Annotated in this window: 29 protein-coding genes; 22 read left to right on the top strand and 7 right to left on the bottom strand. The window is 57.5% G+C overall.

The annotated features are described in order from the left end of the window. Positions 1-2: 2 nt before the first annotated feature. On the bottom strand, positions 3-533 hold the full coding sequence (locus INHI_RS21125) for a hypothetical protein (RefSeq protein WP_123585444.1): 531 nt from the start codon (positions 531-533) through the stop codon (positions 3-5). A gap of 5 nt (positions 534-538) precedes the next feature. Continuing rightward, complete coding sequence (gene sucC / locus INHI_RS0114380; RefSeq protein ID WP_027248089.1) at positions 539-1,732, bottom strand: ADP-forming succinate--CoA ligase subunit beta; 1,194 nt, start codon at positions 1,730-1,732, stop codon at positions 539-541. Between the two features lie 337 nt (positions 1,733-2,069). Here sucC and INHI_RS0114375 point away from each other — a divergent pair, with 337 nt between their 5' ends. Continuing rightward, positions 2,070-2,618 carry an AAA family ATPase gene (locus INHI_RS0114375; RefSeq protein ID WP_027248088.1) on the top strand — a complete coding sequence of 183 codons (549 nt, stop codon included), beginning with the start codon at positions 2,070-2,072 and terminating at the stop codon, positions 2,616-2,618. 105 nt (positions 2,619-2,723) lie between these two features. Here INHI_RS0114375 and mdh read toward each other — a convergent pair whose 3' ends face one another. Beyond that, positions 2,724-3,686, bottom strand: coding sequence for a malate dehydrogenase (gene mdh, locus INHI_RS0114370; RefSeq protein ID WP_014873467.1), 963 nt, complete (start codon positions 3,684-3,686; stop codon positions 2,724-2,726). Between the two features lie 163 nt (positions 3,687-3,849). On the opposite strand from mdh, the gene INHI_RS0114365 reads away from it, so the two are divergent. Next, positions 3,850-4,605, top strand: a complete 756-nt coding sequence (locus INHI_RS0114365; protein ID WP_027248087.1) for a sulfite exporter TauE/SafE family protein — start codon at positions 3,850-3,852, stop codon at positions 4,603-4,605. Between the two features lie 229 nt (positions 4,606-4,834). Here the strand turns inward: INHI_RS0114365 and INHI_RS0114360 are convergent, their stop codons facing one another. Then, positions 4,835-5,164: a hypothetical protein gene (locus INHI_RS0114360; RefSeq protein WP_027248086.1), complete on the bottom strand. Its 330-nt coding sequence runs from the start codon at positions 5,162-5,164 to the stop codon at positions 4,835-4,837. Positions 5,165-5,547: 383 nt separating this feature from the next. Here INHI_RS0114360 and INHI_RS0114355 point away from each other — a divergent pair, with 383 nt between their 5' ends. The 14 genes from INHI_RS0114355 to INHI_RS0114285 all read left to right on the top strand — a co-directional run bounded on the left by INHI_RS0114355 (position 5,548) and on the right by INHI_RS0114285 (position 17,378). Then, positions 5,548-6,402: an HpcH/HpaI aldolase/citrate lyase family protein gene (locus INHI_RS0114355; RefSeq protein ID WP_014879056.1), complete on the top strand. Its 855-nt coding sequence runs from the start codon at positions 5,548-5,550 to the stop codon at positions 6,400-6,402. Between the two features lie 35 nt (positions 6,403-6,437). Continuing rightward, on the top strand, positions 6,438-6,986 hold the full coding sequence (locus INHI_RS0114350; RefSeq protein ID WP_027248085.1) for an NnrU family protein: 549 nt from the start codon (positions 6,438-6,440) through the stop codon (positions 6,984-6,986). Positions 6,987-6,992: 6 nt separating this feature from the next. Next, entirely contained in the window at positions 6,993-7,196 is a 204-nt protein-coding gene (locus INHI_RS0114345) for a DUF1737 domain-containing protein (protein WP_014873472.1), read from the top strand. Then, positions 7,196-8,227, top strand: coding sequence for a MaoC family dehydratase (locus tag INHI_RS0114340; RefSeq protein ID WP_014879058.1), 1,032 nt, complete (start codon positions 7,196-7,198; stop codon positions 8,225-8,227). The genes INHI_RS0114345 and INHI_RS0114340 overlap by 1 nt, the downstream gene beginning before the upstream one ends. 23 nt (positions 8,228-8,250) lie before the next feature. Next, on the top strand, positions 8,251-8,880 hold the full coding sequence (locus INHI_RS0114335) for a histidine phosphatase family protein (protein WP_014879059.1): 630 nt from the start codon (positions 8,251-8,253) through the stop codon (positions 8,878-8,880). Positions 8,881-8,912: 32 nt separating this feature from the next. Further along, positions 8,913-9,602, top strand: a complete 690-nt coding sequence (locus tag INHI_RS0114330) for a DUF1194 domain-containing protein (RefSeq protein ID WP_027248084.1) — start codon at positions 8,913-8,915, stop codon at positions 9,600-9,602. Between the two features lie 192 nt (positions 9,603-9,794). After that, positions 9,795-10,178 (top strand): succinate dehydrogenase, cytochrome b556 subunit, encoded by a 384-nt coding sequence (sdhC, locus tag INHI_RS0114325; protein ID WP_014873476.1) that lies wholly within the window; start codon positions 9,795-9,797, stop codon positions 10,176-10,178. Positions 10,179-10,196: 18 nt separating this feature from the next. Next, a complete protein-coding gene (sdhD, locus tag INHI_RS0114320; protein ID WP_014873477.1) occupies positions 10,197-10,568 on the top strand; it encodes a succinate dehydrogenase, hydrophobic membrane anchor protein in 372 nt (123 codons plus the stop codon). 15 nt (positions 10,569-10,583) lie between these two features. Then, entirely contained in the window at positions 10,584-12,389 is a 1,806-nt protein-coding gene (sdhA, locus tag INHI_RS0114315; protein ID WP_014879061.1) for a succinate dehydrogenase flavoprotein subunit, read from the top strand. A gap of 84 nt (positions 12,390-12,473) precedes the next feature. After that, the gene (locus INHI_RS0114310; protein ID WP_027248083.1) at positions 12,474-13,388 is read left to right on the top strand and encodes a hypothetical protein; all 915 of its coding nucleotides are present in this window, start codon (positions 12,474-12,476) and stop codon (positions 13,386-13,388) included. A gap of 150 nt (positions 13,389-13,538) precedes the next feature. Next, positions 13,539-14,318 carry a succinate dehydrogenase iron-sulfur subunit gene (locus INHI_RS0114300; RefSeq protein WP_014873480.1) on the top strand — a complete coding sequence of 260 codons (780 nt, stop codon included), beginning with the start codon at positions 13,539-13,541 and terminating at the stop codon, positions 14,316-14,318. A gap of 212 nt (positions 14,319-14,530) precedes the next feature. Next, on the top strand, positions 14,531-14,722 hold the full coding sequence (locus INHI_RS0114295) for a hypothetical protein (protein ID WP_027248082.1): 192 nt from the start codon (positions 14,531-14,533) through the stop codon (positions 14,720-14,722). A 507-nt stretch (positions 14,723-15,229) separates the two neighbouring features. Beyond that, the gene (locus tag INHI_RS0114290; RefSeq protein ID WP_036767107.1) at positions 15,230-16,411 is read left to right on the top strand and encodes a type III PLP-dependent enzyme; all 1,182 of its coding nucleotides are present in this window, start codon (positions 15,230-15,232) and stop codon (positions 16,409-16,411) included. Between the two features lie 91 nt (positions 16,412-16,502). Further along, complete coding sequence (locus INHI_RS0114285) at positions 16,503-17,378, top strand: urea carboxylase-associated family protein (protein ID WP_027248080.1); 876 nt, start codon at positions 16,503-16,505, stop codon at positions 17,376-17,378. A 77-nt stretch (positions 17,379-17,455) separates the two neighbouring features. Here the strand turns inward: INHI_RS0114285 and deoD are convergent, their stop codons facing one another. The 3 genes from deoD to INHI_RS0114270 all read right to left on the bottom strand — a co-directional run bounded on the left by deoD (position 17,456) and on the right by INHI_RS0114270 (position 20,589). Next, complete coding sequence (deoD, locus tag INHI_RS0114280; protein WP_014873483.1) at positions 17,456-18,160, bottom strand: purine-nucleoside phosphorylase; 705 nt, start codon at positions 18,158-18,160, stop codon at positions 17,456-17,458. A 23-nt stretch (positions 18,161-18,183) separates the two neighbouring features. Continuing rightward, positions 18,184-18,501, bottom strand: coding sequence for an H-NS histone family protein (locus tag INHI_RS0114275; protein WP_014873484.1), 318 nt, complete (start codon positions 18,499-18,501; stop codon positions 18,184-18,186). A gap of 120 nt (positions 18,502-18,621) precedes the next feature. Beyond that, entirely contained in the window at positions 18,622-20,589 is a 1,968-nt protein-coding gene (locus INHI_RS0114270) for a protein meaA (RefSeq protein WP_027248079.1), read from the bottom strand. A 206-nt stretch (positions 20,590-20,795) separates the two neighbouring features. Here INHI_RS0114270 and INHI_RS21325 point away from each other — a divergent pair, with 206 nt between their 5' ends. The 6 genes from INHI_RS21325 (at position 20,796) to INHI_RS0114245 (ending at position 26,556) form a co-directional block, all read left to right on the top strand. After that, complete coding sequence (locus tag INHI_RS21325) at positions 20,796-21,362, top strand: acyltransferase family protein (RefSeq protein ID WP_254656885.1); 567 nt, start codon at positions 20,796-20,798, stop codon at positions 21,360-21,362. Beyond that, positions 21,355-21,888, top strand: a complete 534-nt coding sequence (locus INHI_RS21320; RefSeq protein ID WP_254656884.1) for an acyltransferase family protein — start codon at positions 21,355-21,357, stop codon at positions 21,886-21,888. The genes INHI_RS21325 and INHI_RS21320 overlap by 8 nt, the downstream gene beginning before the upstream one ends. A gap of 48 nt (positions 21,889-21,936) precedes the next feature. Beyond that, on the top strand, positions 21,937-23,340 hold the full coding sequence (locus INHI_RS0114260; RefSeq protein WP_036767105.1) for a 1-acyl-sn-glycerol-3-phosphate acyltransferase: 1,404 nt from the start codon (positions 21,937-21,939) through the stop codon (positions 23,338-23,340). 160 nt (positions 23,341-23,500) lie between these two features. Beyond that, entirely contained in the window at positions 23,501-24,781 is a 1,281-nt protein-coding gene (gene ccrA, locus INHI_RS0114255; protein WP_014873488.1) for a crotonyl-CoA carboxylase/reductase, read from the top strand. A 319-nt stretch (positions 24,782-25,100) separates the two neighbouring features. Continuing rightward, on the top strand, positions 25,101-25,820 hold the full coding sequence (locus tag INHI_RS0114250) for a helix-turn-helix transcriptional regulator (RefSeq protein ID WP_014873489.1): 720 nt from the start codon (positions 25,101-25,103) through the stop codon (positions 25,818-25,820). 94 nt (positions 25,821-25,914) lie between these two features. Continuing rightward, entirely contained in the window at positions 25,915-26,556 is a 642-nt protein-coding gene (locus INHI_RS0114245; RefSeq protein ID WP_014879070.1) for an acyl-homoserine-lactone synthase, read from the top strand. Positions 26,557-26,623 lie beyond the last annotated feature (67 nt).

The raw sequence follows: 26,623 nt of genomic DNA, 5'->3' as shown, positions 1-26,623 counted from the left end.
GTCTATTTCACGCCTACGAGAGACGCGTTAAAATACGATTTGTTGTTGATCCGCCCTCGATGCTGGAAACGCATGGAGCTGCCGCCCACTGATTTGGTCTCAGCGAACTTGCCTTGTGGGTGAACAAGTACATTCGCACTGCCGTTCTTGTCGCCAACAGTACTTGCTACCGAGAAGGCAATTGCCAGCTCTGATGGCTCTTCCTTCGATGAGAAGACCATCGAACAACTTTTCCCGCTCTGACCACTTCCAAGTTTGAAAGAAACGTCACGCTTTCCGTCATAATACGTTCCCGTCGTAGGATTTTGCGCAAACCCCAGCTCTGCCAGAACTTGCTTGGCTTTTGGCAGGTTGGGGTAGGTAGCCACGCAAATCGAACGAAACAAAGACGTTGATGCCATCGCGTCCAGGGGACGTGCACCCGGCTTTGTTGCAACAACGTTGCTTGGAGCCGAAGCCGTTGATGATCCAGACGTTGTCGTCTGGCAAGCGGCCAACATCAGCATTACAAGGCAAGCGAGGGAGGATCGCATACGGATTAACCCTTAACCGCCTTCACGATTTTCTCGGCGCCGTCGGACAGGTTGTCGGCTGCGATGACATCAAGACCGGAGGTGTTGATGATGTCTTTGCCGGCTTCCACGTTGGTGCCTTCGAGGCGAACAACCAGCGGTACCTTCAGGCCGACTTCCTTCACCGCGGCGACCACGCCCTCGGCGATGACGTCGCAGCGCATGATACCGCCGAAGATGTTGACCAGGATGCCTTTGACGTTCGGGTCAGAGGTGATGATCTTGAACGCCTCGGTCACTTTCTCCTTGGTGGCGCCGCCGCCAACATCGAGGAAGTTCGCAGGCTCAGCACCGTAGAGCTTGATGATGTCCATGGTGGCCATCGCCAGACCCGCACCGTTCACCATGCAGCCGATCTCACCGTCCAGAGCGATGTAGTTCAGGTCATATTTGGACGCTTCCAGCTCCTTGGGGTCTTCCTCGGTGGTGTCGCGCAGTTCGGAGATATCGGCGTGGCGATAAACCGCGTTGCCGTCAAAGCCGACCTTGGCGTCCAGCACCTTCAGATCGCCGCTGTCGGAGACGATCAGCGGGTTGATCTCCAGCATTTCCATGTCTTTTTCGACAAATGCCTTGTAAAGCTGGCCCATCAGTTTGACGCATTGCTTGATCTGCTGGCCCTCAAGACCCAGAGAGAAGGCGATGCGGCGGCCGTGGAACGGCTGGTAGCCAGTTGCCGGATCAACGGAGAAGGACAGGATTTTCTCGGGGGTGGCTTCTGCCACTTCCTCGATGTCCATGCCGCCCTCGGTGGAGCAGACAAAAGAAATGCGCGAGGTCTGGCGGTCCACCAGCAGCGCGAGGTAGAGTTCGGTCTGAATGCCGGAGCCGGCCTCGATGTAAATGCGGTTCACCTGTTTGCCGGCCGGGCCGGTCTGGTGGGTCACAAGCGTGCGGCCCAGCATTTTCTTGGCTTCGTCAGCGGCTTCTTCGACCGATTTGGTCAGGCGCACGCCGCCTTTTTCGCCTGCGTCGGCTTCCTTGAAGGAGCCTTTGCCGCGACCCCCAGCGTGGATCTGAGCTTTGACCACCCAGAGCGGGCCGTCCAGCTCACCTGCTGCGGTTTTGGCATCTTCTGCCTTGAGCACCACACGCCCGTCCGAAACCGGCGCGCCGTAGCTGCGGAGGAGGGCCTTGGCCTGATATTCGTGGATGTTCATCTGAAACTGTCCCGTCTGGCTGCAATTATCTTGATCTAATACGCCGTCATAGCGCCAATGTTTAAAGGGTTTTCTTACGGCTGGTAAAAAAATCCCGAAGATTTATCGATTTTGTGATCACGGCTTTCCGACGTGTGATCACAAATTTACAAGAGGTGAACGTGGTTGATTCGATAGGAGCGGTTTTGATCAACTCCGACCCTACGTTAGACTGATGCGGCATTCATCACGTTAAGACGTAACTGATTGGGCTGCAGTGTTGCAGCTTGGTCCGGGGCCGCATGATGGGGTTGAAAATAGGGGGGTGCCAATTGCCATGGAGGGTTGGAGTACCAATATGACTGCGGACATCAAGACACGGCATGTGATCCTGTCCGGATGTTCCGGCGGGGGGAAATCAACGCTGCTGGCAGAGCTGTCGCGGCGGGGGTTTGCGACGGTGCCGGAGCCAGGGCGCCGGATCGTCGCACAAGAGATGGACGGCGTGGGGGCTGCCCTTCCTTGGGTAAATATGGAGATCTTCGCCCGGCGCGCAATGGAACTGGCGCGCACCGACCGGCAACAGGTTGCAACCGTAGAGGGGTGGGTGTTCTTTGATCGTGGGTTGGTGGACGCGGCCCTTGCACTGGAACACGCGTGCGGGGCCTCGGTTGCGACCACTCTTGATCCTTCCGAGCGCTATCATGACGTGGTCTTTCTCACGCCACCCTGGCCGGAAATCTATCGGCAGAATACGGAGCGACGGCACAGCTACGCGCAGGCGATTGACGAATACACACGGCTGCGGGCGGGTTATCTGATGCTGGGATATGATATCGTCGTATTGCCGAAGACCGACGTTGCGGCTCGTGCGGATTTCATTGTGGCGGGCCTTGGCTGCGCGTGAGCGGGTACGAAGCGGCGCTCAGGACGCCCACTTACGGGAAGGCAAAGAAAAAGGCCCGCCAATTGGGCGGGCCTTCCAATGAATTCACGATGTTCTGGTTGGACCTTAGGCCAGCGAACCATCGATACCTTTGCACGCTTCGACCAGGCCTTTGACCGCGTTGACAGAGTTGTCGAACATGGTTTGCTCGTCCGAGGTCATCTTGATGTCGATGACACGTTCGATGCCGCCAGCGCCGATCACTGTCGGCACGCCGACATACATGCCTTTGAGGCCGAGAGCGCCGTCAACATAGGCCGCGCAGGGCAGGACGCGTTTCTGATCCTTGAGGTAGGCTTCGGCCATCTCGATGGCGGAGGTTGCTGGTGCGTAGAAGGCGGAGCCGGTTTTCAGCAGACCGACGATCTCTGCGCCACCATCGCGGGTGCGCTGAACAATTGCATCCAGTTTCTCCTGGCTGGTCCAGCCCATCTTGACCAGATCAGGCAGCGGGATACCAGCAACGGTCGAGTAGCGTGTCAGCGGCACCATGGTGTCACCGTGGCCACCCAGAACAAATGCGGTGACGTCTTTCATGGAGACGTTGAATTCTTCTGCCAGGAAGTGGCGGAAGCGGGCGCTGTCCAGCACACCGGCCATGCCGCAGACTTTCTCGTGGGGCAGGCCGGAGAATTCGCGCAGAGCCCAGACCATCGCATCCAGAGGGTTGGTGATGCAGATCACAAACGCATCTGGCGCGTGATCACGGATGCCTTCACCTACGGATTTCATGACCTTGAGGTTGATGCCCAGCAGGTCATCGCGGCTCATACCAGGCTTGCGCGGCACACCAGCCGTCACGATGCAGACGTCTGCGCCAGCGATGTCCTCATAGGATTGGGTGCCCTTCAGCTTGGCGTCGAAGCCTTCGGAAGGACCGGATTCGGCGATGTCGAGCGCCTTGCCTTCGGGGGTGCCTTCGGCAATGTCGAACAGGACGACGTCGCCGAGTTCTTTCAGTGCTGCGAGGTGGGCAAGTGTGCCACCGATCTGACCTGCGCCAATCAGGGCGATTTTGGGTCGAGCCATTGGAATTTATCTCCGGTCCGGTTGTGATTGCGGGGAGGACTAAGCCGTTCCGTGGCGTGGCGCAAGATCCCTGCGCCGGGAAGGCCGATGTGCCGCAGACTGTTCAAATCAGACAGATGCGTTTAAAAAACCGACATATAAGGCACTTAGAGGGATTTCTCAGATGCCTGAGATCACAGTGATGTTTTTTCTGATAGCGGTTTTGGCAATTACATTTGCCGGTGTTTCCAAGGCCGGTTTCGGATCGGGCGCAGCTTTTGCGTCATCTTCGATTCTCGCTCTGATTGTGGAACCCGGAGTGGCGCTTGCCTTTATGTTGCCATTGCTGATGTTGATCGATGCGGTCTCGCTGCGGCCCTATTGGGGACGCTGGCGGCTGCGGGAGTCTCTGTTACTGATCCTCGGCGGTTTACCAGGCGTGGCACTGGGGGCAGCGTTTTACAAATCCGTTGATGCCGACGCGATGCGGGTATTGATTGGTGCGATCTCGGTCGCGTTTGTTGCCTGGCAGCTGTCCGGGCGGCTCCGGGTGCGACTGGTCAAGCCACGCGAAAAGGCGGATGTCACAGGAGTTGTGGCTGGTGTGGTTGCCGGGTTCACAAGTTTCGTGAGCCACGCTGGTGGGCCGCCAGCAGCTGTTTATTTGCTTGGCCGCAGTATGAGCAAAACTGAGTACCAGGCTTCAACCGTATTAGTGTTCGGTATTCTGAATGCCGCAAAGTTTGTTCCCTATGCGATGCTTGGGATGGTGACGCCTGCGTCGTTGACGCTGGATCTGATGCTGGCGCCCTTCGCCCTGCTGGGGGCCTGGATCGGGGTCCGTTTGCATCACCGCGTATCTGAGCCTGTGTTTTTTGGCCTGACCTATGTGCTGCTGGTTACCACCGGGACAAAGCTGATTTGGGACGGGCTGACCTGAGGGGGAGGCCCGCGAGGGGCGCGGTGTTGCTGAGTTTCTGCATGTTTCAGCCCACTGTTGAACCTCGGATATGCACTGAATAAGCCCCATATAAGCCCCATTGACGCTTGAGCGGATCACGAGGACGCGGCTTGCGCCGCTGGCAGAGGGCCCGTCTCCACGCTTCCCCTCCGCCCGCTGATCAGGCGGGGCGCCTCACCTCGGTGGCTTACTTTGCAACGACGCCTGCTCAGGCGTCACTGTCGACCACTGGTAAGGCCTCCGCCAGGAATTCAAATGATTGTCCAGAGGCCACAAGGCAGGTAACGCCGCCGGGGGTGGTAATCGTGATGGTCCAACTGCCTGTATCCGCCGAGGCGAATGTTTCCATCACCACTCCGCGCTGGCCGATGCCGATGCTCTGACGACTTTCGCCGTAGCGTTCGGCAAGGCGCTTTACAACCTGATCGCGGGGTGCGCAGTTGTTGCTGGTCTGTGCGACAGCGGGCAGTGCCATCAGTGTGAGTATTGCCAAAGCGGCGCTATTGAGGACTGCAATTTCAAACGTCTTCTTCAACATGGGTTTTACCCTTTCCGGAAGATCCGGCGGCGGGCTAGCCCTTCGGGTCATGAGATCAGACCCGGACAGGTTGTGCGCCGTACCGGTATCGCGTCATCGTCTGCACGGGCTGCTGTGCCCGCTCCCGGATGTGTGATGCCGTTTTGGTTCGATCCTCATCCGGTGCAAACAGAGTGGCAAAAAGATGCTGATATCCTCTTAACGGCCCGTTCTTGGAGGGTAACCTCAATAATTACGTTATTTATCAGTATTCTGTGTTGGTTTGGGCATTTTTCATCTACTGCGTCGACGTTGCGTATTCTGCGGTGCGGCATCATTTCACTTGAAAGCTTACTTTCAATTATGTAGCCGTTTGCGCAACAAAATGACTCGGGAGGTCACTCATGGATCCGCGCATACGTCCTTATAGGTCCGTCCTCTATATCCCTGGATCCAAGCTGCGTGCTCTGGAAAAGGCGCGCAGCCTCCCGGTTGATGCAATCATCTTTGACTTGGAGGATGCGGTCTCAGCTGAAGAGAAAGTGAACGCCCGCCAGACGTTGGAAGAGGCGCTGCGCGCAGGTGGCTATGGCGCGCGGATGAAGATCGTTCGGATCAATGGGTTGGATACCGTGTGGGGGCGCGCTGATGCTGCGGCGGCGGCCAGGATGGACTGCGATGCGATTTTGCTGCCCAAAGTATCCTCTCCAGAAGATCTGGATGCCCTGGCAGTGATCACGGGGGATAAGCCGTTGTGGGCGATGATGGAAACACCGCGCGGCATGTTGAATGCCGCGGCCATCGCCGCGCATCCGCTATTGCAAGGCATGGTCATGGGGACGAATGATCTTGCGAAAGAGTTGCAGACCCGCTTCCGCCCGGACCGGTTGCCGCTGATGGCGGGGCTGGGCCAGTGCCTGCTGGCGGCCAAGGCGAAAGGCATCATAATTGTCGACGGGGTCTACAACGCCTTCAAGGATGCCGAAGGGTTGGAAGCCGAGTGCGATCAGGGCCGCGACATGGGGTTTGATGGCAAGACATTGATCCACCCGGCGCAGGTGGATGTGGCAAATTCCGCCTTCGCTCCCTCCGAGGACGAGATTGACCTCGCACGACGTCAGATCGCTGCCTTTGATGCCGCGGAGGCCGAGGGGCAGGGTGTGGCCGTGGTCGATGGCAAGATTGTCGAGAATTTGCACGTGGCGACCGCCCGTGAAATTCTTGCAAAAGCGGATGCAATCGCAGCGGTTTCAGCCTAGGCGTTGGGTCAGTCATAATTCTTTGGGAGACTGACATGGCATTGTTGCTTCTAGGCATCCTGATTTGGTGGGGCGCCCATTTTTTCAAACGTTTGGCGCCTGATGCACGCGCTGCTCTTGGTGATCGTGGCAAGGGGCTGATTGCGCTTATTCTGTTGGCGAGTGTGGTTCTGATGGTTATCGGGTACCGCAGTGCCGAGTCCTTCGATCTGGCCCTGCCGCCGCCGTTCTTTACGCATATCAATAACACATTGATGCTGCTGGCACTTTATTTCACCAGCCCTGGCCCCAGCAAAGGCGCACTGTTTTACAAACTCCGCCACCCGATGTTGCTGGGTGTTGCGATGTGGGCGGTCGCACATCTGCTGGTTAACTGGGATCCTGCGTCCTTTGTGCTCTTTGGGAGCATGCTGATCTGGGCGCTGGCAGAAATGATTGTGATCAACCGTGCTGAGCCAGTCTGGACAGCAAACCCAAAGGGCCGTCTTGCCAAGGACGGCATGTTCTTCGTTGCGTCGATCGTGCTTCTCGGTGTGATCGGCTATGTCCACGGGCTTGTCGGCCCCTCGCCTTTTCCGGGGTGATCACTGATGAAACTTTATCGATTTCTGTCTGAGGACGACACGTCAGCCTTCTGCCACAAGGTGACTGACGCGCTGAACAAAGGGTGGGAGCTCTACGGCAGTCCGACCCAAACTTTCGACCCCGTGAAGGGGATCATGCGCTGCGGCCAATCCGTGGTGAAAGAGGTGCCCGGCACCTACACCCCTGACACCAAACTGGGAGAACACTAATGGCCAAGACCACTCCGGGCCGCTTCTTTGAGGATTATGCTGTTGGCGATGTGCTGCATCATGCGGTACCGCGCACCGTCTCGGGCGGGGAGCGTGCATTGTATCACGCGCTCTACCCGGCGCGGCATGCGCTCTACTCCTCGGATGAATTTGCGCGTGGATGTGGTCTATTGGGAGCGCCGCTTGAGGATCTGGCGGCGTTCCACATGGTCTTTGGAAAGACCGTTCCGGATGTCTCGTTGAATGCGGTGGCAAACCTTGGCTATGCCGAAGGACGCTGGCATCTGCCGGTCTACGCTGGTGATACCCTGCGCGCTGAGAGTGAAGTGATCGGGGTCAAACAGAATTCCAACGGCAAATCCGGGGTAGTTTATGTCCGCACACGCGGCCTGAACCAGCGTGATGACTGCGTGTTGGACTATGTGCGCTGGGTTATGGTGCGCAAAGGCAATCTGGAGTTGCCCGCGCCCGAAACCTGTATTCCCGAACTCACTAGGGTGATGCCGGCTGAGGATCTGGTCATTCCCAAAGGGCTGGATTTCTCCGGTTATGATTTTGCTCTGGCGGGGGAGGCGCATCGCTGGGGTGATTACGAGGTGGGGGAGCAGATCGACCACATCGACGGGGTCACGGTCGAAGAGGCCGAGCATATGCTCGCAACCCGGCTGTGGCAGAACACGGCGAAGGTCCATTTTGATACCACTGCGCGCCCAGATGGATCGCGGCTGATCTATGGTGGTCATGTGATCTCTATGGCGCGGGCTTTGTCGTTTAATGGTCTTGCCAATGCACAGATGATTGTCGGGCTGAATGGCGGCGCGCATGCTAACCCATGTACGGCCGGCATGACGATCCGTGCCTGGTCCGAAGTGTTGGACAAGGCTGAGACCAGTGCGCCCGGTGTTGGCGCTATCCGGTTGCGGCTGGTGGCGACCAGCGGTGGGGCGCCCTTCCAGCTGAAGGGCGAGGATGGAAAATATCGCTCAGAGGTCTTGCTGGATCTCGATTATTGGGCGCTCATGCCGCTCTAACGCAGGGGCAGAGAGGTCGCGCCATGCAACTGACGCCACAGACGGCGATCTATATCACCCATCCTCAGGTTATCGTGGACTCGCAGGTTCAGGTGACTGAGTGGCAGTTGTCCCCATTGGGGGCGGAACGCGTTGATTGGTTGGCGAAACGTGTTGCGGGTCTGTTGTCGACTTGTCCTGTTGCAATGGTTTGTAGTGCAGAGCGCAAAGCGATCGAGACGGCCACACCGCTGGCCGATGCGCTGGGTGTGGATCTTGAGCAGCGCCCCCACACCCATGAGAATGATCGCAGCAGCACCGGGTTTATGCCGCCGGACGCGTTTGAGCGGCAAGCGGACGCGTTTTTTGCCAGCCCTACGCGATCAGTCCGGGGTTGGGAGACAGCGCAAGCGGCACAGGTCCGCATTCTACGCGAGGTGCTCGCCGCAGAGGCAGATCACGAAAGGCGTGCGTTAATCATCTGTGGTCATGGCGCTGTTGGTACGCTGCTCTATTGTGCGCTGGCGGGGCTGGAAATTGACCGACGGTGGGACCAACCGCCCGGAGGCGGAAATTGGTTTGCCTACGATCGTCTTAGCCGTCGTCCGCTGTCCCACTGGGCACCGATAGAGACATTGTTTGTGGATCAAAACCAATCACGAGAAAAACAATAGGGCAGCGGTTCGGTTTTAGTTAAGCTGGCCTTATGCGGATTTTTCGACTGTTGGTTTTCATGCTTGTTGTCCAGGTGCCAATACCGGCGCGCGCCTGTGATCTGGCATTGGTGCTTGCAGTGGACGTCTCGGGTAGCGTCGATGTCGAAGAATACCGAACACAGATGGAAGGTCTGGCCGCAGCATTGCAGGATGGGGTCGTGGCGGAGGCCTTGGTGCGTGCGCAGGCGCGTGTGGCATTGATTCAGTGGTCGGGCAGTGGTCGTCAGGAGCTGACGCTCAGCTGGCGGCACGCTTCGGACTTCCAAGCCTTGGACCAACTGGCGGCTGATATCGCGGCGGCGCCGCGGCCCTGGCGCAACTATGCAACCGGTATAGGAGAGGCGCTGCAGCTGGCCATTGAGCAGTTTCAAACCGTACCCGGATGCCGCCGACGCGTGATTGATGTCTCTGGAGACGGGCCGTCCAACGAAGGGGTGGAGCCAACCGCCATCCGAGGCGCGCTCAGCGCGGCTGGCATCACGGTGAATGCGTTGGCCATTGAGGAGAGCGAGCCTGATCTAACGGCCTATTTCTTCGAGCAGGTCATTCATGGAGCGGGTGCCTTTGTGCAGACGGCGGCAGGGTTTGAGGACTATCCGCAAGCAATCCGTAAAAAGCTGTTACGCGAAGTGGCGCAGCAGAATGCCGGATTGAGCAGCTTTCACCCGGCGATCCCATAAATTCGCGAACACCATGTGATTCTGTAAGGATTCCCGTGTATCCTGTTTTGTGATCACTTACCGGAAGCGTGTGATCACATATTGTTGTTTTCGCGGCATTCCTAAAAATAACTGCGCATTTTTACCGCTCGTTTGCGTGACAGGACGTAAAAAACCGCTAAAACGTCGTCAGCTAACCGGAAAGGAGCCAACATGGCCGATGTAAATCGGGGCAACCGCCCGCTTTCGCCACATTTGCAGGTCTATCGCCCGCAGATCACTTCGATCACCTCGATCCTGACGCGGATTACGGGCAATGCCCTTATCGTGAGCGCGTTGCTGATCGCCTGGTGGTTCCTGGCGGCGGCAACCTCTGAAGACTACTTCCGCACTGCCAATGCTGTAATGACCAGCTGGTTCGGCGACATCGTGATGAGCCTGTCGGTGCTTGGCCTCTGGTATCACACGCTGGCCGGTGTGCGTCACCTGATCTGGGACAACGGCAAGATGTTGGATCTGGAACCCGCGCAGAAATTGGGTTGGTTCGTCATTATCGGATCGGTTGTGCTGACCGTCCTCACCCTTGTTATCGTCTGATCTGAAGGAGCAATCGCAATGCGTTATTTGACAGATCGCAAGCGTGCCGTTGGCATGGGTGCTGCGAAATCCGGTACAGCACATCACTGGTCGATGCAGGTCAGCTCCATCGGGTTGCTGATCCTGGTGCCCCTGTTCGTCTTTACCTTTGGCTCGGCGCTGGGCGGATCCTACGAAGAGATCACCGCCTATTACGCGCGCCCGTTTCCTGCACTTGTTGCACTGCTGACCATCTGGGTCGGCATGATGCACTTCAAATCCGGTGCGCAGATCATGATCGAAGACTATGTCCATGGCTTTGCCGGTCGTCTGACGATCATTCTGGTCACCTGTCTGTCTTATGCCGTGGCCGCGGTCAGCGCCTATGCGCTGATCCGCCTGGCGCTGTAAATTCCGAGGTTTTCAATGGCTGCTTACGAATACGAAACACATGATTATGACGTGGTCGTGGTTGGCGCCGGTGGTGCCGGATTGCGCGCCACCCTCGGCATGGCGGAGCAGGGGCTGCGCACGGCTTGCGTGACGAAGGTCTTCCCGACACGCTCGCATACAGTGGCGGCTCAGGGCGGCATCGCGGCGTCGCTGTCCAATATGGGGCCTGATCATTGGCAGTGGCATATGTATGACACGGTCAAGGGGTCTGACTGGCTCGGCGACACCGATGCGATGGAGTATCTGGCGCGCGAGGCGCCTAAGGCGGTTTATGAGCTGGAGCACTATGGCGTGCCGTTCTCACGTACCGAGGAAGGCAAGATCTACCAACGCCCCTTTGGTGGTCACACCACAGAGTTTGGCGAAGGCCCCGCAGTGCAGCGGACCTGTGCCGCTGCGGACCGGACTGGTCACGCGATCCTGCACACACTCTATGGTCAATCGCTGAAGAACAATGCTGAGTTCTATGTCGAGTATTTCGCGATCGATCTGATCATGTCCGAGGATGGGCAGTGTCAGGGCGTTGTCTGCTGGAAGCTGGACGACGGCACCATGCATGTCTTCAACGCCAAGATGGTTGTGCTGGCGACTGGCGGCTACGGCCGGGCGTATTTCTCCGCGACATCTGCGCATACCTGCACCGGCGATGGCGGTGGTATGGTGGCCCGTGCTGGCCTGGCATTGCAGGATATGGAATTCGTGCAATTCCACCCCACGGGCATCTATGGCTCCGGCTGTCTGATCACTGAAGGTGCGCGCGGTGAAGGCGGTTATCTGACCAACTCCGAAGGCGAGCGGTTCATGGAGCGTTATGCCCCCCAGTATAAGGATCTGGCGCCGCGTGACTATGTTTCGCGTTCGATGACCATGGAAATCCGCGAAGGTCGCGGCGTTGGGGAACATGGTGATCACATTCACCTGAACCTCTCGCACCTGCCAGCCGAAGCGTTGGCTGAGCGCCTGCCGGGGATTTCGGAAAGCGCGAAGATCTTCGCCGGCGTGGACGTGACCAAAGAGCCGATCCCGGTTCTGCCGACCGTCCACTACAACATGGGCGGTATCCCCACCAACTACTGGGGGGAGGTGCTGAACCCAACCGCGGATGATCCAACCGCTGTGGTGCCAGGCCTCATGGCCGTGGGTGAGGCGGGCTGTGCTTCGGTGCATGGTGCCAACCGTCTGGGTTCGAACTCGCTGATCGATCTCGTGGTCTTTGGCCGAGCTGCAGCAATTCGCGCAGGCAAGGTCGTTGATGCAGAGGCGCCCAACCCTGTGCTTAATCAGGCGCAGGTGGACAAAGCCTTCGACCGGTTTGACGGTCTGCGCCATGCCAAGGGCAGCATCCCAACTGCGGACCTGCGTCTGGAGATGCAGCGCACCATGCAGAGCGACGCTGCGGTGTTCCGCACGTCGGAGACCATGGCGGAAGGTGTGACGAAGATGACCGCCATCGCGGCGAAGATCGATGATCTGGCTGTGACGGACCGGTCGCTGGTCTGGAACTCGGACCTGATGGAAACGCTTGAGCTGACCAACCTGATGCCAAACGCCCTTGCGACAATTGTCGGGGCAGAGGCACGTCAGGAAAGCCGTGGTGCCCATGCTCATGAGGATTTCACCAGCCGTAACGATGAGAAGTGGCGGGTCCATACTGTCAGCCGTGTCGACGGCAACAAGGTGGATCTGTCCTATCGTCCGGTGATCGTGGATCCCCTCACGACCGAGGCCGAAGGCGGTATCAGCGAGGCGAAGATCGCACCCAAGGCACGGACGTTCTAAGACCTTGATGTACCCAGCCCCTGCATATCACATGACACTCAGCGCCCGTTTGCGGGAGCTGAGTGTACATGGTTGGGGGCAGCTATGATGACGGTCGAACAAGACGTCTCGACACCATCCCTGGCCTCTGGTGCAGAGCGACACTGCGGTTGGCCGGATCTTGGTTGGCAGCCGGATGTGGCACTGCGCCTGTTCGGGATGCGCCGTTCAGGCAATCATGCGGTTGCCAATTGGCTACAGCGCAATGCGCCGGGTCAGCAGGCTCTGTTCTTCAATAATTGCAAGCCCGGACGGGCGCCGTTGACGCACCATCAGGGGGGGGAGCGCAATGCTCTGCGGCTGTCCCGCCATGAAATTGGAGATTTGACCAGCCTAGGTGCGTCTATGGCTCCGGGTGGCCTGTTGCTGATCTCCTATGAGGATACGGTTCCCTCCGACTACGGGTTTGATCGGCCTGTTTCCGGTGATCTGGATGAGGGGCTGCTGAGTGGCGATGTCCTGCTATTGCGTGGGTTTCTGAACTGGTCCGCGTCGTTGTTGAAGAAGCTTCAGGGCAACCCTGCTTTTTCTCTGGTTCAGCGCAATGCCGTCATTCTGCGGGCGATCGACAGCTATCGGAGAATGCTGGAGCTGGCCTCTCAGGCGAATGAGCTGGCGCTGGTGGTGGTTGATTACGACCATTGGATGCGCAGTGCCAACTATCGGAAGGATCTGCTGGACCGTCTGGACTTGCCAGTTGCGGACAACACGCTCGGTAAGATGCAAACCTACGGCGGTGGGTCCTCCTTCGACAAGGATCAAGGTGACGCCGATTTTGATCTGAAGACGGATCAGCGCTGCCGACAGATGGTGGGGGATGCCGAATATCAGGCGATCCTGCACCTTGCGGCCCGTGATGAGGCGCTGTTGGCGGCTTTGACGCGGCACTATCCCGATGATGCGGCCCGGCTTTCACAACTGGCAGAGCACCCCCCTTTTACGGCGGGAGGGCTGTTCTGATGCCGTCCTGCGTCTACGAAATTGCGGCAGGCATGGCCGCGACACCCAAAGATCAGCGATCCGGTCTGTCCGGGCCGCTGACACCGATCTCCTGCCTCCGCAGTGCCTCGCGCCTGCGGTTGGTGGGCAGCTAAGCAAGGAGAACGATCTATGGTCGAATTCGCACTTCCGAAAAATTCCAAGATCACCACGGGTAAAACCTGGCCCAAGCCCGAAGGCGCAACCAATGTGCGCAAGTTCAGCATCTATCGCTGGAACCCGGATGACGGCAAGAACCCGCAGGTGGATACCTATTTTGTCGATATGGATAAATGCGGTCCGATGGTTCTGGACGCGCTCATCAAGATCAAGAATGAGATTGATCCAACCCTGACATTCCGCCGGTCTTGTCGCGAAGGGATCTGCGGCTCCTGCGCGATGAACATCGACGGCATCAATACGCTGGCTTGTATTTACGGGCTGGATGAAATTAAGGGCGACGTGAAGGTCTATCCGCTGCCGCATATGCCGGTGGTGAAGGATCTGATCCCCGATTTGACGCATTTCTATGCGCAGCATGCCTCAATCATGCCATGGCTGGAAACCAAGACCAACCGCCCTGCAAAAGAGTGGAAGCAGTCTATCGAGGACCGCAAGAAACTCGACGGTCTTTATGAATGTGTGATGTGCGCCTCCTGTTCGACGTCCTGCCCCAGCTACTGGTGGAACGGCGATCGCTATCTTGGGCCAGCTGCGTTGCTGCACGCATATCGCTGGATCATCGACAGCCGGGATGAGGCGACACCGGAGCGTCTGGACGAACTGGAAGATCCGTTTAAGCTCTACCGCTGCCACACGATCATGAACTGTGCCAAAACCTGCCCGAAGGGGCTGAACCCGGCCAAGGCGATTTCGCACATCAAACAGATGATGGTGGAACGCGCGGTCTGATCTGACACAGCGTACGCATGACCAAACGCCGCTCAGGAACTCCGGGCGGCGTTTTTCTTTGTATCGCCAGACTCTGTCTTGTCAGTAATCACTCTCAGAAGGGGTTGCGCTGCACGCATGGCGATCTTGTTGAAACGGAGGGTGTGTTGCCACGCTCACAGGCATAAATTCCTGAGCAGGGAAGAGGTATTTTCTTGAGCAGGAGCGATCACATGACCGATCAAGCCGCGAAGCAATTTCACCAGACCGCTGCAAACTCTTCGACGTCACCGAAGGCAGAGCGAGCTGCCGACGCACTGGCACATCTGGAACAGGCCTGGGCTTACTATGTGCCGGAACCATACGTGCCTGCCGCAGATCCCGCGATCACTGAGGGTGTCGTCGACTACTACGCTGCGGCCTGATCGGTAGGAGCGCATAGGCGTTGGCGACAGTTGCGGCTGAATAAAACGGTAGATAGACAGGCCGCATGCCCGTGTTGATCATCTTTCTGTTGCTCGGCGTTTTTGGATATTTCCTATGGCGACACAAGACGTCCAGTCTTAGCCGACATTGTCGTTGGCGGCAGGAGCGTGCCGCTGACCAATGGAGATGTGCCGCTTGCGGGGCCGTACAACCCGGCTCTGCAGCGCCGAAACTGTGCCTGCGTCAGGCGGGGTAGGCAGGGGATACGCCCAAAACCACCATGTGGCACGGCTGGTGAGACCCTTGACACATAGCATACGTAAATATCCCGTATAAGTTGAGGGATAAGGCGAAAAAAATGCTTGATCGACTCATTGCTTTGGTGGATATGGCGCACAGACGCCAACGCACGCGCCTCTGTCCCAAGGGTTATCCCCCATGGTTACGTAGCGACGGTAACGTCTCTGATTGAAGTGAGCGGTCATAGATGGCCGGGTCTTTTGGAGATGACCATGAACGCAAACGTAACCGGGCAACTTGCCCGTCAAGATGCTATTGTCCCCGTTTCTCGCCACCTGTCTTACATTGCACAGAACGCGTTTGACCGACCGACACTGGTGATCGACAGTCAGGCTGTTGCCCGGCAATACGCCGCCCTCGCGCAGGGTCTGGGCCGCGCCCGTATTCACTACGCTGTTAAAGCCAATCCGGAGCCGCAGATCCTGCGTCGCCTGACCCGCATGGGGGCGAATTTCGATGCTGCCAGCCGTGCTGAGATTGAGATGTGTCTGGCCGCTGGCGCAAAGCCGAGCCAAATTACCTTTGGCAACACCATCAAGCGCCCGGCTGATATCGCTTTCGCGCATGAGATCGGTATCACGCATTTCGCCGTTGATGCCTTGGCAGAGATGGAGAAACTGGCTGAGCACGCGCCGGGTGCGCGGGTTTGTATCCGTCTGCTGGTTGAGGCGACCGGCGCTGATTGGCCGTTGAGCCGTAAGTTCGGCTGTACCCCTGCGATGGCGCTGACCCTGATGGACCGTGCCCGCGACCTTGGTCTATGCGTATCTGGTCTCTCCTTCCATGTCGGATCGCAGACCCGTGATCCGCAGATGTGGGCCGACACGCTTGATCAGGTGGCGCAGGTCTGGCGCGCAGCCAAGAGCGCCGGACATGAGCTGACCCTTCTGAACATTGGCGGCGGTTTTCCCGCCAGCTATGGCACTGAGGTGATGGCGCCGAACCGCTACGCGCAGGAAGTAATGGCGCTGGTGAACGCGCGTTTTCCGGACGCCTGCGAAATCATGGCGGAACCGGGCCGCGGGCTGGTGGCAGAGGCAGGCGCAATCGCGGCAGAAGTTCTACTGGTGTCGCGCAAGGATGCGGGTGATATGCACCGCTGGGTCTATCTGGATATCGGGAAATTCTCCGGTCTGGCCGAAACCATGGACGAAGCGATCCGCTATCGCATCACCACGGATCATGGTGATGGGCAGACCGGTCCCTGCATTCTGGCGGGCCCATCGTGTGATAGCGCCGATGTGCTCTATGAAAAGCAGCTTTATCAAATGCCGCTGGAGCTGAAAGCCGGAGACCGCGTCGTGATCCATGCCTGTGGCGCCTATACGACCACCTATGCATCGGTCGGGTTCAATGGCTTCCCGCCGCTGGATGTAGTGGTGATCTGACCTCAGGGGCTGGTGAATGCGGTCGCAATCACCGCTTGTCTCGGGCGGTCCGTTTGGCTTTCATGGCGCAAACAGTAAAGAGGTTTGCGCCATGTCCAACGTTGAATTTCCAAACACCGAGATAGGGCCGCCGTCTGATGCTGCGGAGCGGCGGGCGATCCCGCCAGTGATCTGCTATCCGAATGAAACGCTGCCAAAGCCGGATTTACCGCAATACCTTTCGGCCCGTGAGACAGCGCAAAAAACTGATGAGGTGCTGGTCGCGCCGCGCCATGCGGCTTGCTTCCGCGTGGCTGCAGGCAGCTTTTTCCGGATTACGTCGGTCGAGGGGCCGCAAGTGGGTGACCTGAACCTCTGGAACAGCGCTGATCTGAGTGAGCGATTTTTCTCCGGCAAAACGCGGGCATTGCACGGAACCCATGTGACTGCTGGGGAGAGGCTATGGAGTAACCTGCCGCATTTGCGCCCCATGGCAACCATTGTTGCCGATAGTCTGGGCTGGTACGGGATCGACAGCTACGGTGGCTCGGTGCATGATGTGATCGGAACGCGCTGCGATCCCTATACCGGAAATTTGATCGCCGGTGGCCACTATCACCATTGCTGTCACTCCAACCTGACTCGCGCACTGGCTGATGAACTGGGCACTTCGCTGGCAGAAGCGGAACGGCATGTACACGACGTTCTGAACGTTTTCATGTGTACCGGGTTTACCCGCGATACCGGGCAGTATTTCATGAAGGCAAGTCCGGTACGCCCTGGTGATTATCTGGAGTTTTTCGCCGAAATCGACCTGTTGGGAGCGTTAAGCGCGTGTCCCGGGGGCGACTGTGGGGCGGAACATACCAGTGACAGCGCCGCCTGCCACCCGCTGCTGGTGGAGGTCTTTACGCCCGACGACACTGTGTTGGATGGCTGGCAGTCGCCTGCGCGCAATGGCTACGATGGCAGTCACGGGCGCAGTTGATCTGAGATTTTGCCAATAGGAAAAAAGGCAGCGCCTGAGGCGCTGCCTTTTTGTTCGGATTAAAGAGGCCCACCAGCTCAGGCGAAAGCCGCCTCGAGTGCGATTTCCACCATATCTCCAAAGCTGCGTTCGCGCTGATCGGAGGGCAGCGCCTCGCCCGTGCCAAGGTGATCGGACACGGTCAGCACTGCCAAGGCGCGGCATCCGTAGCGCGCTGCAAGCGTATAAAGCTCAGCTGCCTCCATCTCTACTCCCAGAATGCCGTGGCGCACCATTTGCTCGTTCAGATCCGGGCGTTCATCATAGAACACATCCGACGAATAGATGCCGCCAATATGCGGGGTCAGCTCATGGGTCTCAGCGGCCTTTACCGCCGCCTGAAGGAGGGACCAATCGGCGCAGGGGGCGAAATTGACCTCCTTGAAAATCCCGCGTGAGGGGGAGCCGGTGGTTGTCGCTGTCATGGCGAGGATTACGTCGCGGATCTTCACCTTGTCCTGCATGCCACCACAGGAACCGATGCGGATTAGGGTCTTGGCATCATAGTCACGGATCAGTTCATTCACGTAGATGGACAGGGATGGCATGCCCATCCCGCTACCCTGAATCGTAACCGGGTGACCATTCCATGTGCCAGTGAACCCCAACATTCCGCGCACTTCATTTACAAGGCGCACATCTTTCAGAAATGTCTCGGCTGCCCATTTCGCGCGGTAGGGGTCACCTGGCAACAAAACGGTTTCGGCAATTTCGCCCTTGGCGGCCCCAATATGAACAGTCATTTTTTATCCTCAGTTTTGGAAAATCAGATTTCCAGATCGGAAATATCAACGCCGGATGTCAGCGCTGCATGAACCCAATGTGGTTTGCGGCCACGGCCGGTCCAGGTTTCTTCCGGGTTTTGAGGGTTGCGATATTTCGGGGCCGCCTTGGTTTTCTTGGCAGTGCTACGGCCATTGCCTGCAATCTCATCCAGCGAGAAACCGAATTTTGCGGCAGCTTCTTCCGCGGCTTTCAATGCTTCGATGCGCTCACGCTGCTCAGCGTCTTTCAATGCCTTTTCGACGTTCGCCTGCAATTCCAAAAGTTCTTTTCGCGACATCGATGTGAGGTCAACGGCCATTTTTTCTCTCCATGAATGAATGCACGACGTGATAGGTCGAGGTGCATTCATTTATGGCCTCATATTCGTGGCGATTTCACCAAGAAAATTGTTTCGATTATTTTTATTTGCGAAAATCCGCTAATGCGTAGCCGTTTCTGGTTGTTTTGCGAGTTCGACAATGTCTCCCATGATTGCGTTCAGCTCAAAATCCTTGGGAGTGTAGACGCGGGCCACCCCCATCTTTTTCAAGCGGTCAGCGTCATCGTCCGGAATGATTCCTCCGACAATAACCGGAACATGCGAAAGACCGGCTTCTGTCATCCTGCCCATCAGCTCTTCGATCAGGGGCAGGTGACTGCCGGAGAGGATCGACATGCCAACAACATGGGCGTCATCCGCGATTGCTGATGCCACCAGCTCCTCCGGGGTCATGCGAATACCGTCGTAAGTAATATCCATGCCGCAGTCGCGGGCACGAAAGGCGATCTGCTCAGCACCATTGGAATGGCCGTCGAGTCCAGGTTTCCCGACCAGAAATTTCAGGCGGCGACCAAGTTGGTCGCTTACTGCATTTACCTTATCGCGCAACTCATCCAGACCTTCAGTCTTGTTGGACACCGACCCTGAAACGCCTGTCGGGCCGCGGTAGGTGCCATAGACCTTGCGCATTTCCTCCGCCCATTCACCGGTGGTGACCCCCGCTTTGGCTGCGGCGATGGAGGGGGGCATGATGTTGTCCCCGTTTTGCGCTGCGGCGCGCAGGGCCGCGAGCGCCGATTGCACTGCGTCATCGTCACGCCGACTGCGCCAGTCATCCAGGCGGCTGATTTGCTCCTGCTCGACCGCTGGGTCGACTACCATGATGCCGCCGTCCTCGGTCTGTAGTGGAGACGGTTCACCCTCGGTCCATTTGTTGACACCCACCACGATGGTCTCGTGCTTTTCGATCCGGTTCAGGCGTTCGGCGTTGGAATCGACCAACCGGCCCTTCATGTATTCAATGGAGGCCACCGCGCCGCCCATGGATTCCAGATTTGCCAACTCAGCACGTGCGCCTGTCTTCAGGTCTTCGACCTTTGCATCCACTGCGGGGTTGCCATCAAACAGATCGCCATATTCCAGAAGATCGGTCTCATAGGCGAGAATCTGTTGCATCCGCATGGACCACTGCTGATCCCAGGGGCGGGGCAGGCCAAGCGCTTCGTTCCAGGCGGGCAGCTGCACGGCGCGAGCACGCGCCTTTTTCGACAAGGTCACAGCCAGCATCTCTATCAGAATACGATAAACGTTATTCTCTGGTTGCTGTTCGGTCAGGCCAAGAGAATTTACCTGCACACCATAGCGGAAGCGGCGGAACTTGGGATCTTCGACGCCGTAGCGGTCGCGACAGATTTCATCCCAAAGATCGACAAAGGCGCGCATCTTGCACATCTCGGTCACGAACCGGATGCCCGCGTTTACGAAGAAAGAAATGCGCCCGACCATAGCCGGAAAGTCCTCTGGTGTGATGCGTGGCTTCAGCTCGTCCAGCACGGCCTGCGCGGTCGCGAGCGCAAAGGCCAGTTCCTGCTCCGGCGTCGCGCCTGCCTCCTGTAAGTGATAGGAACAGACGTTCATCGGGTTCCATTTAGGCGCGTTAGTGTAGCAATACTCGGCCACATCCGCGATCATCTTGAGGCTGGGTTTGGGAGGGCAGACATAGGTGCCCCGGCTCAGATATTCCTTGATCAGGTCGTTTTGTACGGTGCCTTGCAGTTTCGACACATCCGCGCCCTGCTCCTCTGCCACCGCGATATAGAGAGACAGCAGCCACGGGGCAGTGGCGTTGATGGTCATGGAGGTATTCATCTGTTCCAGCGGGATCTGGTCGAACAGAGACCGCATATCGCCAAGGTGGCAGACCGGCACGCCAACCTTGCCGACTTCGCCGCGGGCCAACACGTGGTCGCTGTCATAGCCGGTCTGAGTTGGCAGATCGAAGGCGACGGAAAGGCCGGTTTGCCCCTTGGCTAGGTTGGCGCGGTAAAGCGCGTTGGATGCGCTGGCAGTAGAATGGCCCGCATAGGTGCGGATCAGCCAAGGACGGTCTTTTTGCATCTGCGGCATCATCAGCCTCCCATCAGGAATGAGGTAACTTTATTTCTTCTTGTGGATCTAAATAGTAATTATAGACCCTTGTCAATTCGCTGCGTTGCGGCATTTTCAGGGCAGACAGCGGCTCTCGCGCTTTCAGGTCGCTTGCAGGCTATTGAGGTGGTTTTGCGTTTGCTCTAAGACCTTATAGGTTGATCTGAGTATAGAAGAGCACTGATTTGAAGAACACTATCACTGGGCGGCGCCTCGCCGAGGTTGATGGCTTGCGCGCTGTTGCTGTGCTGGCAGTCGTGCTGTACCACTATTTTCAGGCCTATCCCCAGTACTCCCCCTACGGTGCGGCACTGTTGCCCCTGGCAAAATACGGAGACTTGGGTGTCGAGCTGTTCTTCGTCATCTCTGGATTCGTCATTACGCTGTCGCTTACCGAACGGCCCGGGCCCCTGCGGTTTGCGCTAAAACGCCTGGCGCGGCTTTGGCCGGCACTGGTGGTTTGTTCCCTCATCACGTTTGTTTTTGTGCACAGCGTTGGCAGCGATTTCACCCAAGACATACGTGGAGATCTGAGTGGCGTTGCGGCCTCCTGGACGTTCACATCGCAGCGCTTCTGGCACAGCGTCTTTGGGTTCGATGGCTACGTTGACGTTGTATATTGGACACTCGCCATAGAGGTTCGGTTCTACCTGTTAGCGGCTGTGATTTGCTGGTTGGTACCCAAGGGACGTTTTGGAAGGGTGGCGCCATTGGTCTTGCTGATCATGCAGTCGATATTCGCAGTTGGTTGAGTTTGCGGTTGCTGGGCTGGTGCCGCAGGTGTTGATTGAGACGCTCTTTTTAGCCTATGCGCATCTCTTCGCCGCAGGCATCACCTTTGCTGCAATCTATTCCGGAGCGCGCGGCAAGCGACAGGGTGCACTGGTCTTCTGGGCCTTTTCAGTGGCATTTTACCGCGCTGAAGATAACTGGGAAGTAGCATTTCTAGTCCTGATCTTTCTCGCAGTTGCGGCCTGTGCCTTGCGATTGAGGGTGGCTCAGGTTCTGGCTTGGCGACCGCTGGCTGGGCTGGGGTTGATCAGCTATCCGGTTTATCTGCTGCACAATTACATCGGCGTGACCCTGCTTACACTGCTGCCTGCCGGGCTGTCGGCCGAGATCTACGTGCTGGCCGCAGCCGTTGTCTTGGGGGGCATTATAATCCTGTCGATGGCCATTTTTCGACTGGTTGAGGTGCCTTCTCAAACTGTGGTTCGCACGCTGATGGCCCGTAGTAGTGCGCGGGGCCACAATGGTCGATCGGTGGCTGGGGGGTGAGGCGGCAAAGGCTTGTAAACCGGACAGGTTTGGGCAAGGCTTGGCGGGATGACGCAGACCGTGGAACTCCCGCTTTGGCTCTTTGTGCTGATCCTGCTGTTTGCTGCGATCACCTTTGCGTCGCATTTTCTATTCCCTTCAGTGCGGTGGTTCTTTCGCCGGCGGCTTGAGCGAGCGGTGGCGCGGCTCAATCGGCGGCTTGAGCGTCCTATTCAGCCGTTCAAACTGGCGCGGCGCTACGACATGATTCAGCGGCTGATTTACGACCCGCAGGTCGCTCAGGCGATCGCGGATCATGCGCGCGGCAAGGGTATTCCAGAAAACGTCGCCTTTGAGGAGGCCCGCCGCTATGCGCGCGAAATTGTACCCTCCTTTTCTGCCGTTGCTTATTTCAGCGTTGCGATCCGATTGGCTCGGTTTCTGTCCAACGCAGTCTACCGAGTGCGCCTCGGCCACGTCGACGAAGCCGCGCTCAAGGCCATTGATCCGGAAGCGACAGTGGTGTTTGTGATGAACCACCGATCAAATATGGACTACGTGCTGATCACTTACCTCGCAGCAAATCGGTCGGCGCTCTCCTATGCGGTGGGGGAGTGGGCACGGGTTTGGCCCTTGTCGCGATTGATCCGGGCAATGGGCGCTTATTTTATCCGTCGGAAATCACGAAACGATCTCTATCGGCGTGTTCTTGCGACCTATGTACGCTTGGCGACGCAAGGCGGTGTGACACAGGCCATGTTTCCGGAAGGCGGGTTAAGTCTGGACGGTGCCTTGGCCGAGCCCAAGGTGGGGCTGCTCAAATATATCGTCGACGGACAGTTGGCCCAGGGTGACGGGGGGCGGGATGTGGTTTTTGTGCCGGTTGCTCTGAATTATGACCGGGTCCTTGAAGACAAGATTCTTACATCTGCGGCTCAATCCGGAGAGCGGCGGTTTCGCCCGCGGATTCATGTGGTTGCTATCCGGATGTTGCGTCAACTGATGCTCTGGCTCACAGGGCGCTATCAACGATTTGGATATGCGGCGGTCAGCTTCGGGCGTCCGCTCAGCCTGCGCGCGTTTATGTTACGAGAGGGGGAGGAGGATGCGCCGACGGTTCTGGCACAGGAGCTGATGGGCCGGATTGGTGAATGTGTTCCAGTCCTGCCGGTGGCTCTGGTAGCAGCAACGCTGGTGCGCTCGCAGTCGGGTTCCAATCCGTGGAGCCGGTCAGATATCGAACAGGCGATGGATGGACTACTTGCACAGATTCCCTTTGCCCATATTCACACGCCGCGTGACAGCCTTGGTGACGCGGCTGAGGTCGGGCTGCGTCAACTGACAGCCCGAGGCATCTTGCAAGAGCACCAGAACCGCTATCAGCTGGACGCAGAGCGCGGGGATCTACTTGTCTACTATGCAAACTCCATCCGCCATCTCATCCCTGAGCCGACAGTGGCGACGTCTGCCTAGGCGTATTTTCTGCGGATGCGAAATATTATTCTGCATCCGCAGGGTCATAAAATTACCCAAATTGAATAAATAGTGTTGCATTGTTGCTTGGCGAATCTTATTCCCTAGGTAGCAGCTGCGATTCTGCATTGCGGCGAACAGCGGAAAAAAGGAGGCCAGCATGGCTTTGGATACGCAGAACGGCGCCCTCTCCTACGAGGCCCCTGAAAAAGAGCTTTACGAGATCGGTGAACTGCCTCCGATGGGGTATGTGCCGCAAAAAATGTATGCTTGGACAATCCGCAAGGAGCGCCACGGCAACCCCGACACTGCCATGGTGCAGGAGGTTGTTGATGTCCCTAAGCTGGACAGCCACGATGTGCTCGTTCTCGTGATGGCAGCCGGGGTGAACTACAACGGTGTGTGGGCCGCACTTGGCACACCCATTAGCCCGTTTGACGGGCATGGTGCCCCGTTTCACATCGCAGGTTCCGATGCCTCTGGCATCGTGTGGGCGGTAGGCGACAAGGTGAAGCGCTGGAAGGTCGGCGACGAGGTGGTGATCCACTGCAATCAGGACGACGGCGATGATGAGGAATGCAACGGCGGCGATCCAATGTACTCCCCCAGCCAGCGGATTTGGGGTTATGAGACCCCTGACGGATCCTTTGCTCAGTTCACCAATGTTCAGTCGCAGCAGCTGATGCCGCGCCCCAAACATCTGACGTGGGAAGAGAGCGCTTGCTATACGCTGACACTGGCCACCGCTTACCGGATGCTGTTCGGCCATGAACCACATGATCTGAAGCCGGGCCAGAACGTACTGGTCTGGGGCGCATCGGGTGGCCTCGGCTCTTATGCGATCCAGCTGATCAACACCGCCGGGGCCAACGCGATCGGCGTGATCTCCGACGAGAGCAAACGCGACTTTGTCATGGGGTTGGGCGCCAAGGGCGTTATCAATCGCAAAGATTTCAACTGCTGGGGCCAGCTGCCGACAGTGAACACCCCTGAATATGCCAATTGGTTCAAGGAAGCGCGCAAATTCGGCAAGGCGATCTGGGACATTACCGGTAAGGGCAACAATGTTGACATGGTGTTCGAGCACCCTGGCGAAAGCACGTTCCCGGTCTCGACCTTTGTTTGCAAAAAGGGCGGCATGGTCGTGATCTGCGCCGGCACCACCGGCTACAATCTGACCTTCGATGTGCGCTATATGTGGATGCACCAGAAGCGCCTGCAAGGTTCGCATTTCGCACATCTGAAACAGGCAGCTGCAGCGAATAAACTGATGGTAGAGCGTCGCCTTGACCCCTGCATGTCTGAAGTTTTCTCGTGGTCTGACTTGCCGGAGGCCCATATGAAAATGCTGCGCAATGAACATAAGCCCGGCAATATGTCCGTTCTTGTTCAGGCGCCGCGTACCGGACTGCGTACCTTGGAAGATGTGCTGGCCGGGTAGAACCTCCGGCTGATTTCTATGAGTTTGCCCCGCCAGTCACAGATAGGACTGGCGGGGTTTTTCGTGTGTTCTGCATGCTGTCGTGCAGTGGGTTGTGACGCTAGATGAGCAGGCGGCTTGGTGCTGATGGTGCAGACATTCTGTGGCAGCGCGCTAGATAATCCCTTATGAAATAAAAACTCGATCAATATGCAGGCATGCCGTTGACGCTGCTGCGACGATCGCGGCACAAAGACCAAGAGCGCGGTTTGTAATTCATGCAGGCAGCCGCAACGGTGCAGGAGACCTGTGCCAAGACTAAGTGAGATTCAGGCAATTTATGGCAACCAAAGTTAATCTTGATCTGATCCTTGAGGTATTGGATGCGACAACCTCAGTCGATGGTCTGCAGGAGATCATCCAGCGGGTCTGCGATACCTTTGACGTTGATCATGCCATGTATCATTGGGTGGATAGTGCCGGTGATCACTATCACTTTGGCACCTATTCGCAGGGCTGGGTAGAGCGCTATCAGGAAAAAGCCTATGTGCGCGTCGACCCGGTTATTATTGGGTGCTATCAGCGGTTCCACCCGGTCGACTGGCGGCGGCTTGACTGGTCCTCCAAACCCGCACGTGAGTTTTTGCAAGATGCGTTGGCGCATGATGTCGGCAACCAGGGGTACTCAATCCCGATCCGGGGTCCGAACGGGCAATTTGCACTATTTACAGTCAGTCACAACTGCGATGATGACACTTGGACCCGGTTCACCGACAAGCACAGCCGTGATCTGATCTTGATCGGGCACTACTTTAATCGCAAGGCACTGGAGTTCGAACCGGATCGCAGCCCGGAGCATGTGCAACCGCTGTCCCCCCGCGAGATTGACGCGCTGACCCTGCTTGCGATGGGATATAGCCGTGCTCAGGTGGCGAAGACGCTAACGATCTCGGAACATACTTTGCGTGTTTATATCGAGAGCGCGCGATTCAAATTGGGGGCCATCAACACCACCCATGCCATCGCGCGTGCCCTGAGTCTCGGGCTGATCATCATTTAACACGTTGAAGCTACAGGCATTCATTAACCTTATAGTTGAGAATCTCTTCTGGTCGTAATCTGGTCCTACTTTTCTATCTAAAGGGGACTAAGTTATGCTTCGCTATGTATATGCACACGACTTGCACCAGCACCGTGAATTGGCTCATTCGATGTTCGTGGACCGCGCGGATCAGTTCAAGACGCGGCTTGGGTGGGATGTCACGGTAGATGCCCAAGGAGAAGAGCGCGACGAGTATGACGCGCTTGATCCGCTCTATGTGATTTGGGAGCAGGCCGATGGCCGTCACGGCGGCTCAATGCGGTTCCTGCCCTCCACAGGCCCGATCATGGTTAATGATGTCTTTCCTGAGCTGACCGGAGGTGACGCCATCAGCAGCCCGCTGATCTGGGAATGCACGCGGTTCTGCCTCTCACGTGATGTGAGTGGTAATGTCGCCGGGGCGCTTACCTTGGCTGGGCTGGAGATCATGCGGAATTTCAACATTGCTCACTTTGCAGGCGTGTTTGATCGCCGGATGGTAAGAATCTACCGATCGCTCGGTTTTAGTCCGGACGTCATTGGCACCATGGGCGAAGGGCGGGACCGGATTTGCCTTGGTCTCTGGGATTATTCGGTGGAGGCCTATCACCGCGTCGCACAGAAGGCGGGTATCCAGCCGGAGCTCTCGACATTGTGGTTTGATCGTTCGTTCGGTGGGGCCGTAGAGCCGGGATCCGTTGCCCTGACAGGCTGATGGCAACGCTGAAGAGGATGTGACAGTCAGACCTGCCCTCTGCCAAAACCGGGCCACGCCGGGCCGT

The organism is Phaeobacter inhibens DSM 16374 (assembly GCF_000473105.1).
GTDB classification, from domain to species: domain Bacteria; phylum Pseudomonadota; class Alphaproteobacteria; order Rhodobacterales; family Rhodobacteraceae; genus Phaeobacter; species Phaeobacter inhibens.
Note: the sequence above shows the minus strand (reverse complement) of the source record. Positions and strands in the feature narration are given on the sequence as shown.

Bases quoted from the DNA above. Each gene is read 5' to 3' on its own strand.
- INHI_RS21125 (WP_123585444.1), bottom strand. From the start codon at position 533: ATGCGATCCTCCCTCGCTTGCCTTGTAATGCTGATGTTGGCCGCTTGC.
- sucC (WP_027248089.1), bottom strand. From the start codon at position 1,732: ATGAACATCCACGAATATCAGGCCAAGGCCCTCCTCCGCAGCTACGGC.
- INHI_RS0114375 (WP_027248088.1), top strand. From the start codon at position 2,070: ATGACTGCGGACATCAAGACACGGCATGTGATCCTGTCCGGATGTTCC.
- mdh (WP_014873467.1), bottom strand. From the start codon at position 3,686: ATGGCTCGACCCAAAATCGCCCTGATTGGCGCAGGTCAGATCGGTGGC.
- INHI_RS0114365 (WP_027248087.1), top strand. From the start codon at position 3,850: ATGCCTGAGATCACAGTGATGTTTTTTCTGATAGCGGTTTTGGCAATT.
- INHI_RS0114360 (WP_027248086.1), bottom strand. From the start codon at position 5,164: ATGTTGAAGAAGACGTTTGAAATTGCAGTCCTCAATAGCGCCGCTTTG.
- INHI_RS0114355 (WP_014879056.1), top strand. From the start codon at position 5,548: ATGGATCCGCGCATACGTCCTTATAGGTCCGTCCTCTATATCCCTGGA.
- INHI_RS0114350 (WP_027248085.1), top strand. From the start codon at position 6,438: ATGGCATTGTTGCTTCTAGGCATCCTGATTTGGTGGGGCGCCCATTTT.
- INHI_RS0114345 (WP_014873472.1), top strand. From the start codon at position 6,993: ATGAAACTTTATCGATTTCTGTCTGAGGACGACACGTCAGCCTTCTGC.
- INHI_RS0114340 (WP_014879058.1), top strand. From the start codon at position 7,196: ATGGCCAAGACCACTCCGGGCCGCTTCTTTGAGGATTATGCTGTTGGC.
- INHI_RS0114335 (WP_014879059.1), top strand. From the start codon at position 8,251: ATGCAACTGACGCCACAGACGGCGATCTATATCACCCATCCTCAGGTT.
- INHI_RS0114330 (WP_027248084.1), top strand. From the start codon at position 8,913: ATGCGGATTTTTCGACTGTTGGTTTTCATGCTTGTTGTCCAGGTGCCA.
- sdhC (WP_014873476.1), top strand. From the start codon at position 9,795: ATGGCCGATGTAAATCGGGGCAACCGCCCGCTTTCGCCACATTTGCAG.
- sdhD (WP_014873477.1), top strand. From the start codon at position 10,197: ATGCGTTATTTGACAGATCGCAAGCGTGCCGTTGGCATGGGTGCTGCG.
- sdhA (WP_014879061.1), top strand. From the start codon at position 10,584: ATGGCTGCTTACGAATACGAAACACATGATTATGACGTGGTCGTGGTT.
- INHI_RS0114310 (WP_027248083.1), top strand. From the start codon at position 12,474: ATGATGACGGTCGAACAAGACGTCTCGACACCATCCCTGGCCTCTGGT.
- INHI_RS0114300 (WP_014873480.1), top strand. From the start codon at position 13,539: ATGGTCGAATTCGCACTTCCGAAAAATTCCAAGATCACCACGGGTAAA.
- INHI_RS0114295 (WP_027248082.1), top strand. From the start codon at position 14,531: ATGACCGATCAAGCCGCGAAGCAATTTCACCAGACCGCTGCAAACTCT.
- INHI_RS0114290 (WP_036767107.1), top strand. From the start codon at position 15,230: ATGACCATGAACGCAAACGTAACCGGGCAACTTGCCCGTCAAGATGCT.
- INHI_RS0114285 (WP_027248080.1), top strand. From the start codon at position 16,503: ATGTCCAACGTTGAATTTCCAAACACCGAGATAGGGCCGCCGTCTGAT.
- deoD (WP_014873483.1), bottom strand. From the start codon at position 18,160: ATGACTGTTCATATTGGGGCCGCCAAGGGCGAAATTGCCGAAACCGTT.
- INHI_RS0114275 (WP_014873484.1), bottom strand. From the start codon at position 18,501: ATGGCCGTTGACCTCACATCGATGTCGCGAAAAGAACTTTTGGAATTG.
- INHI_RS0114270 (WP_027248079.1), bottom strand. From the start codon at position 20,589: ATGCCGCAGATGCAAAAAGACCGTCCTTGGCTGATCCGCACCTATGCG.
- INHI_RS0114260 (WP_036767105.1), top strand. From the start codon at position 21,937: ATGACGCAGACCGTGGAACTCCCGCTTTGGCTCTTTGTGCTGATCCTG.
- ccrA (WP_014873488.1), top strand. From the start codon at position 23,501: ATGGCTTTGGATACGCAGAACGGCGCCCTCTCCTACGAGGCCCCTGAA.
- INHI_RS0114250 (WP_014873489.1), top strand. From the start codon at position 25,101: ATGGCAACCAAAGTTAATCTTGATCTGATCCTTGAGGTATTGGATGCG.
- INHI_RS0114245 (WP_014879070.1), top strand. From the start codon at position 25,915: ATGCTTCGCTATGTATATGCACACGACTTGCACCAGCACCGTGAATTG.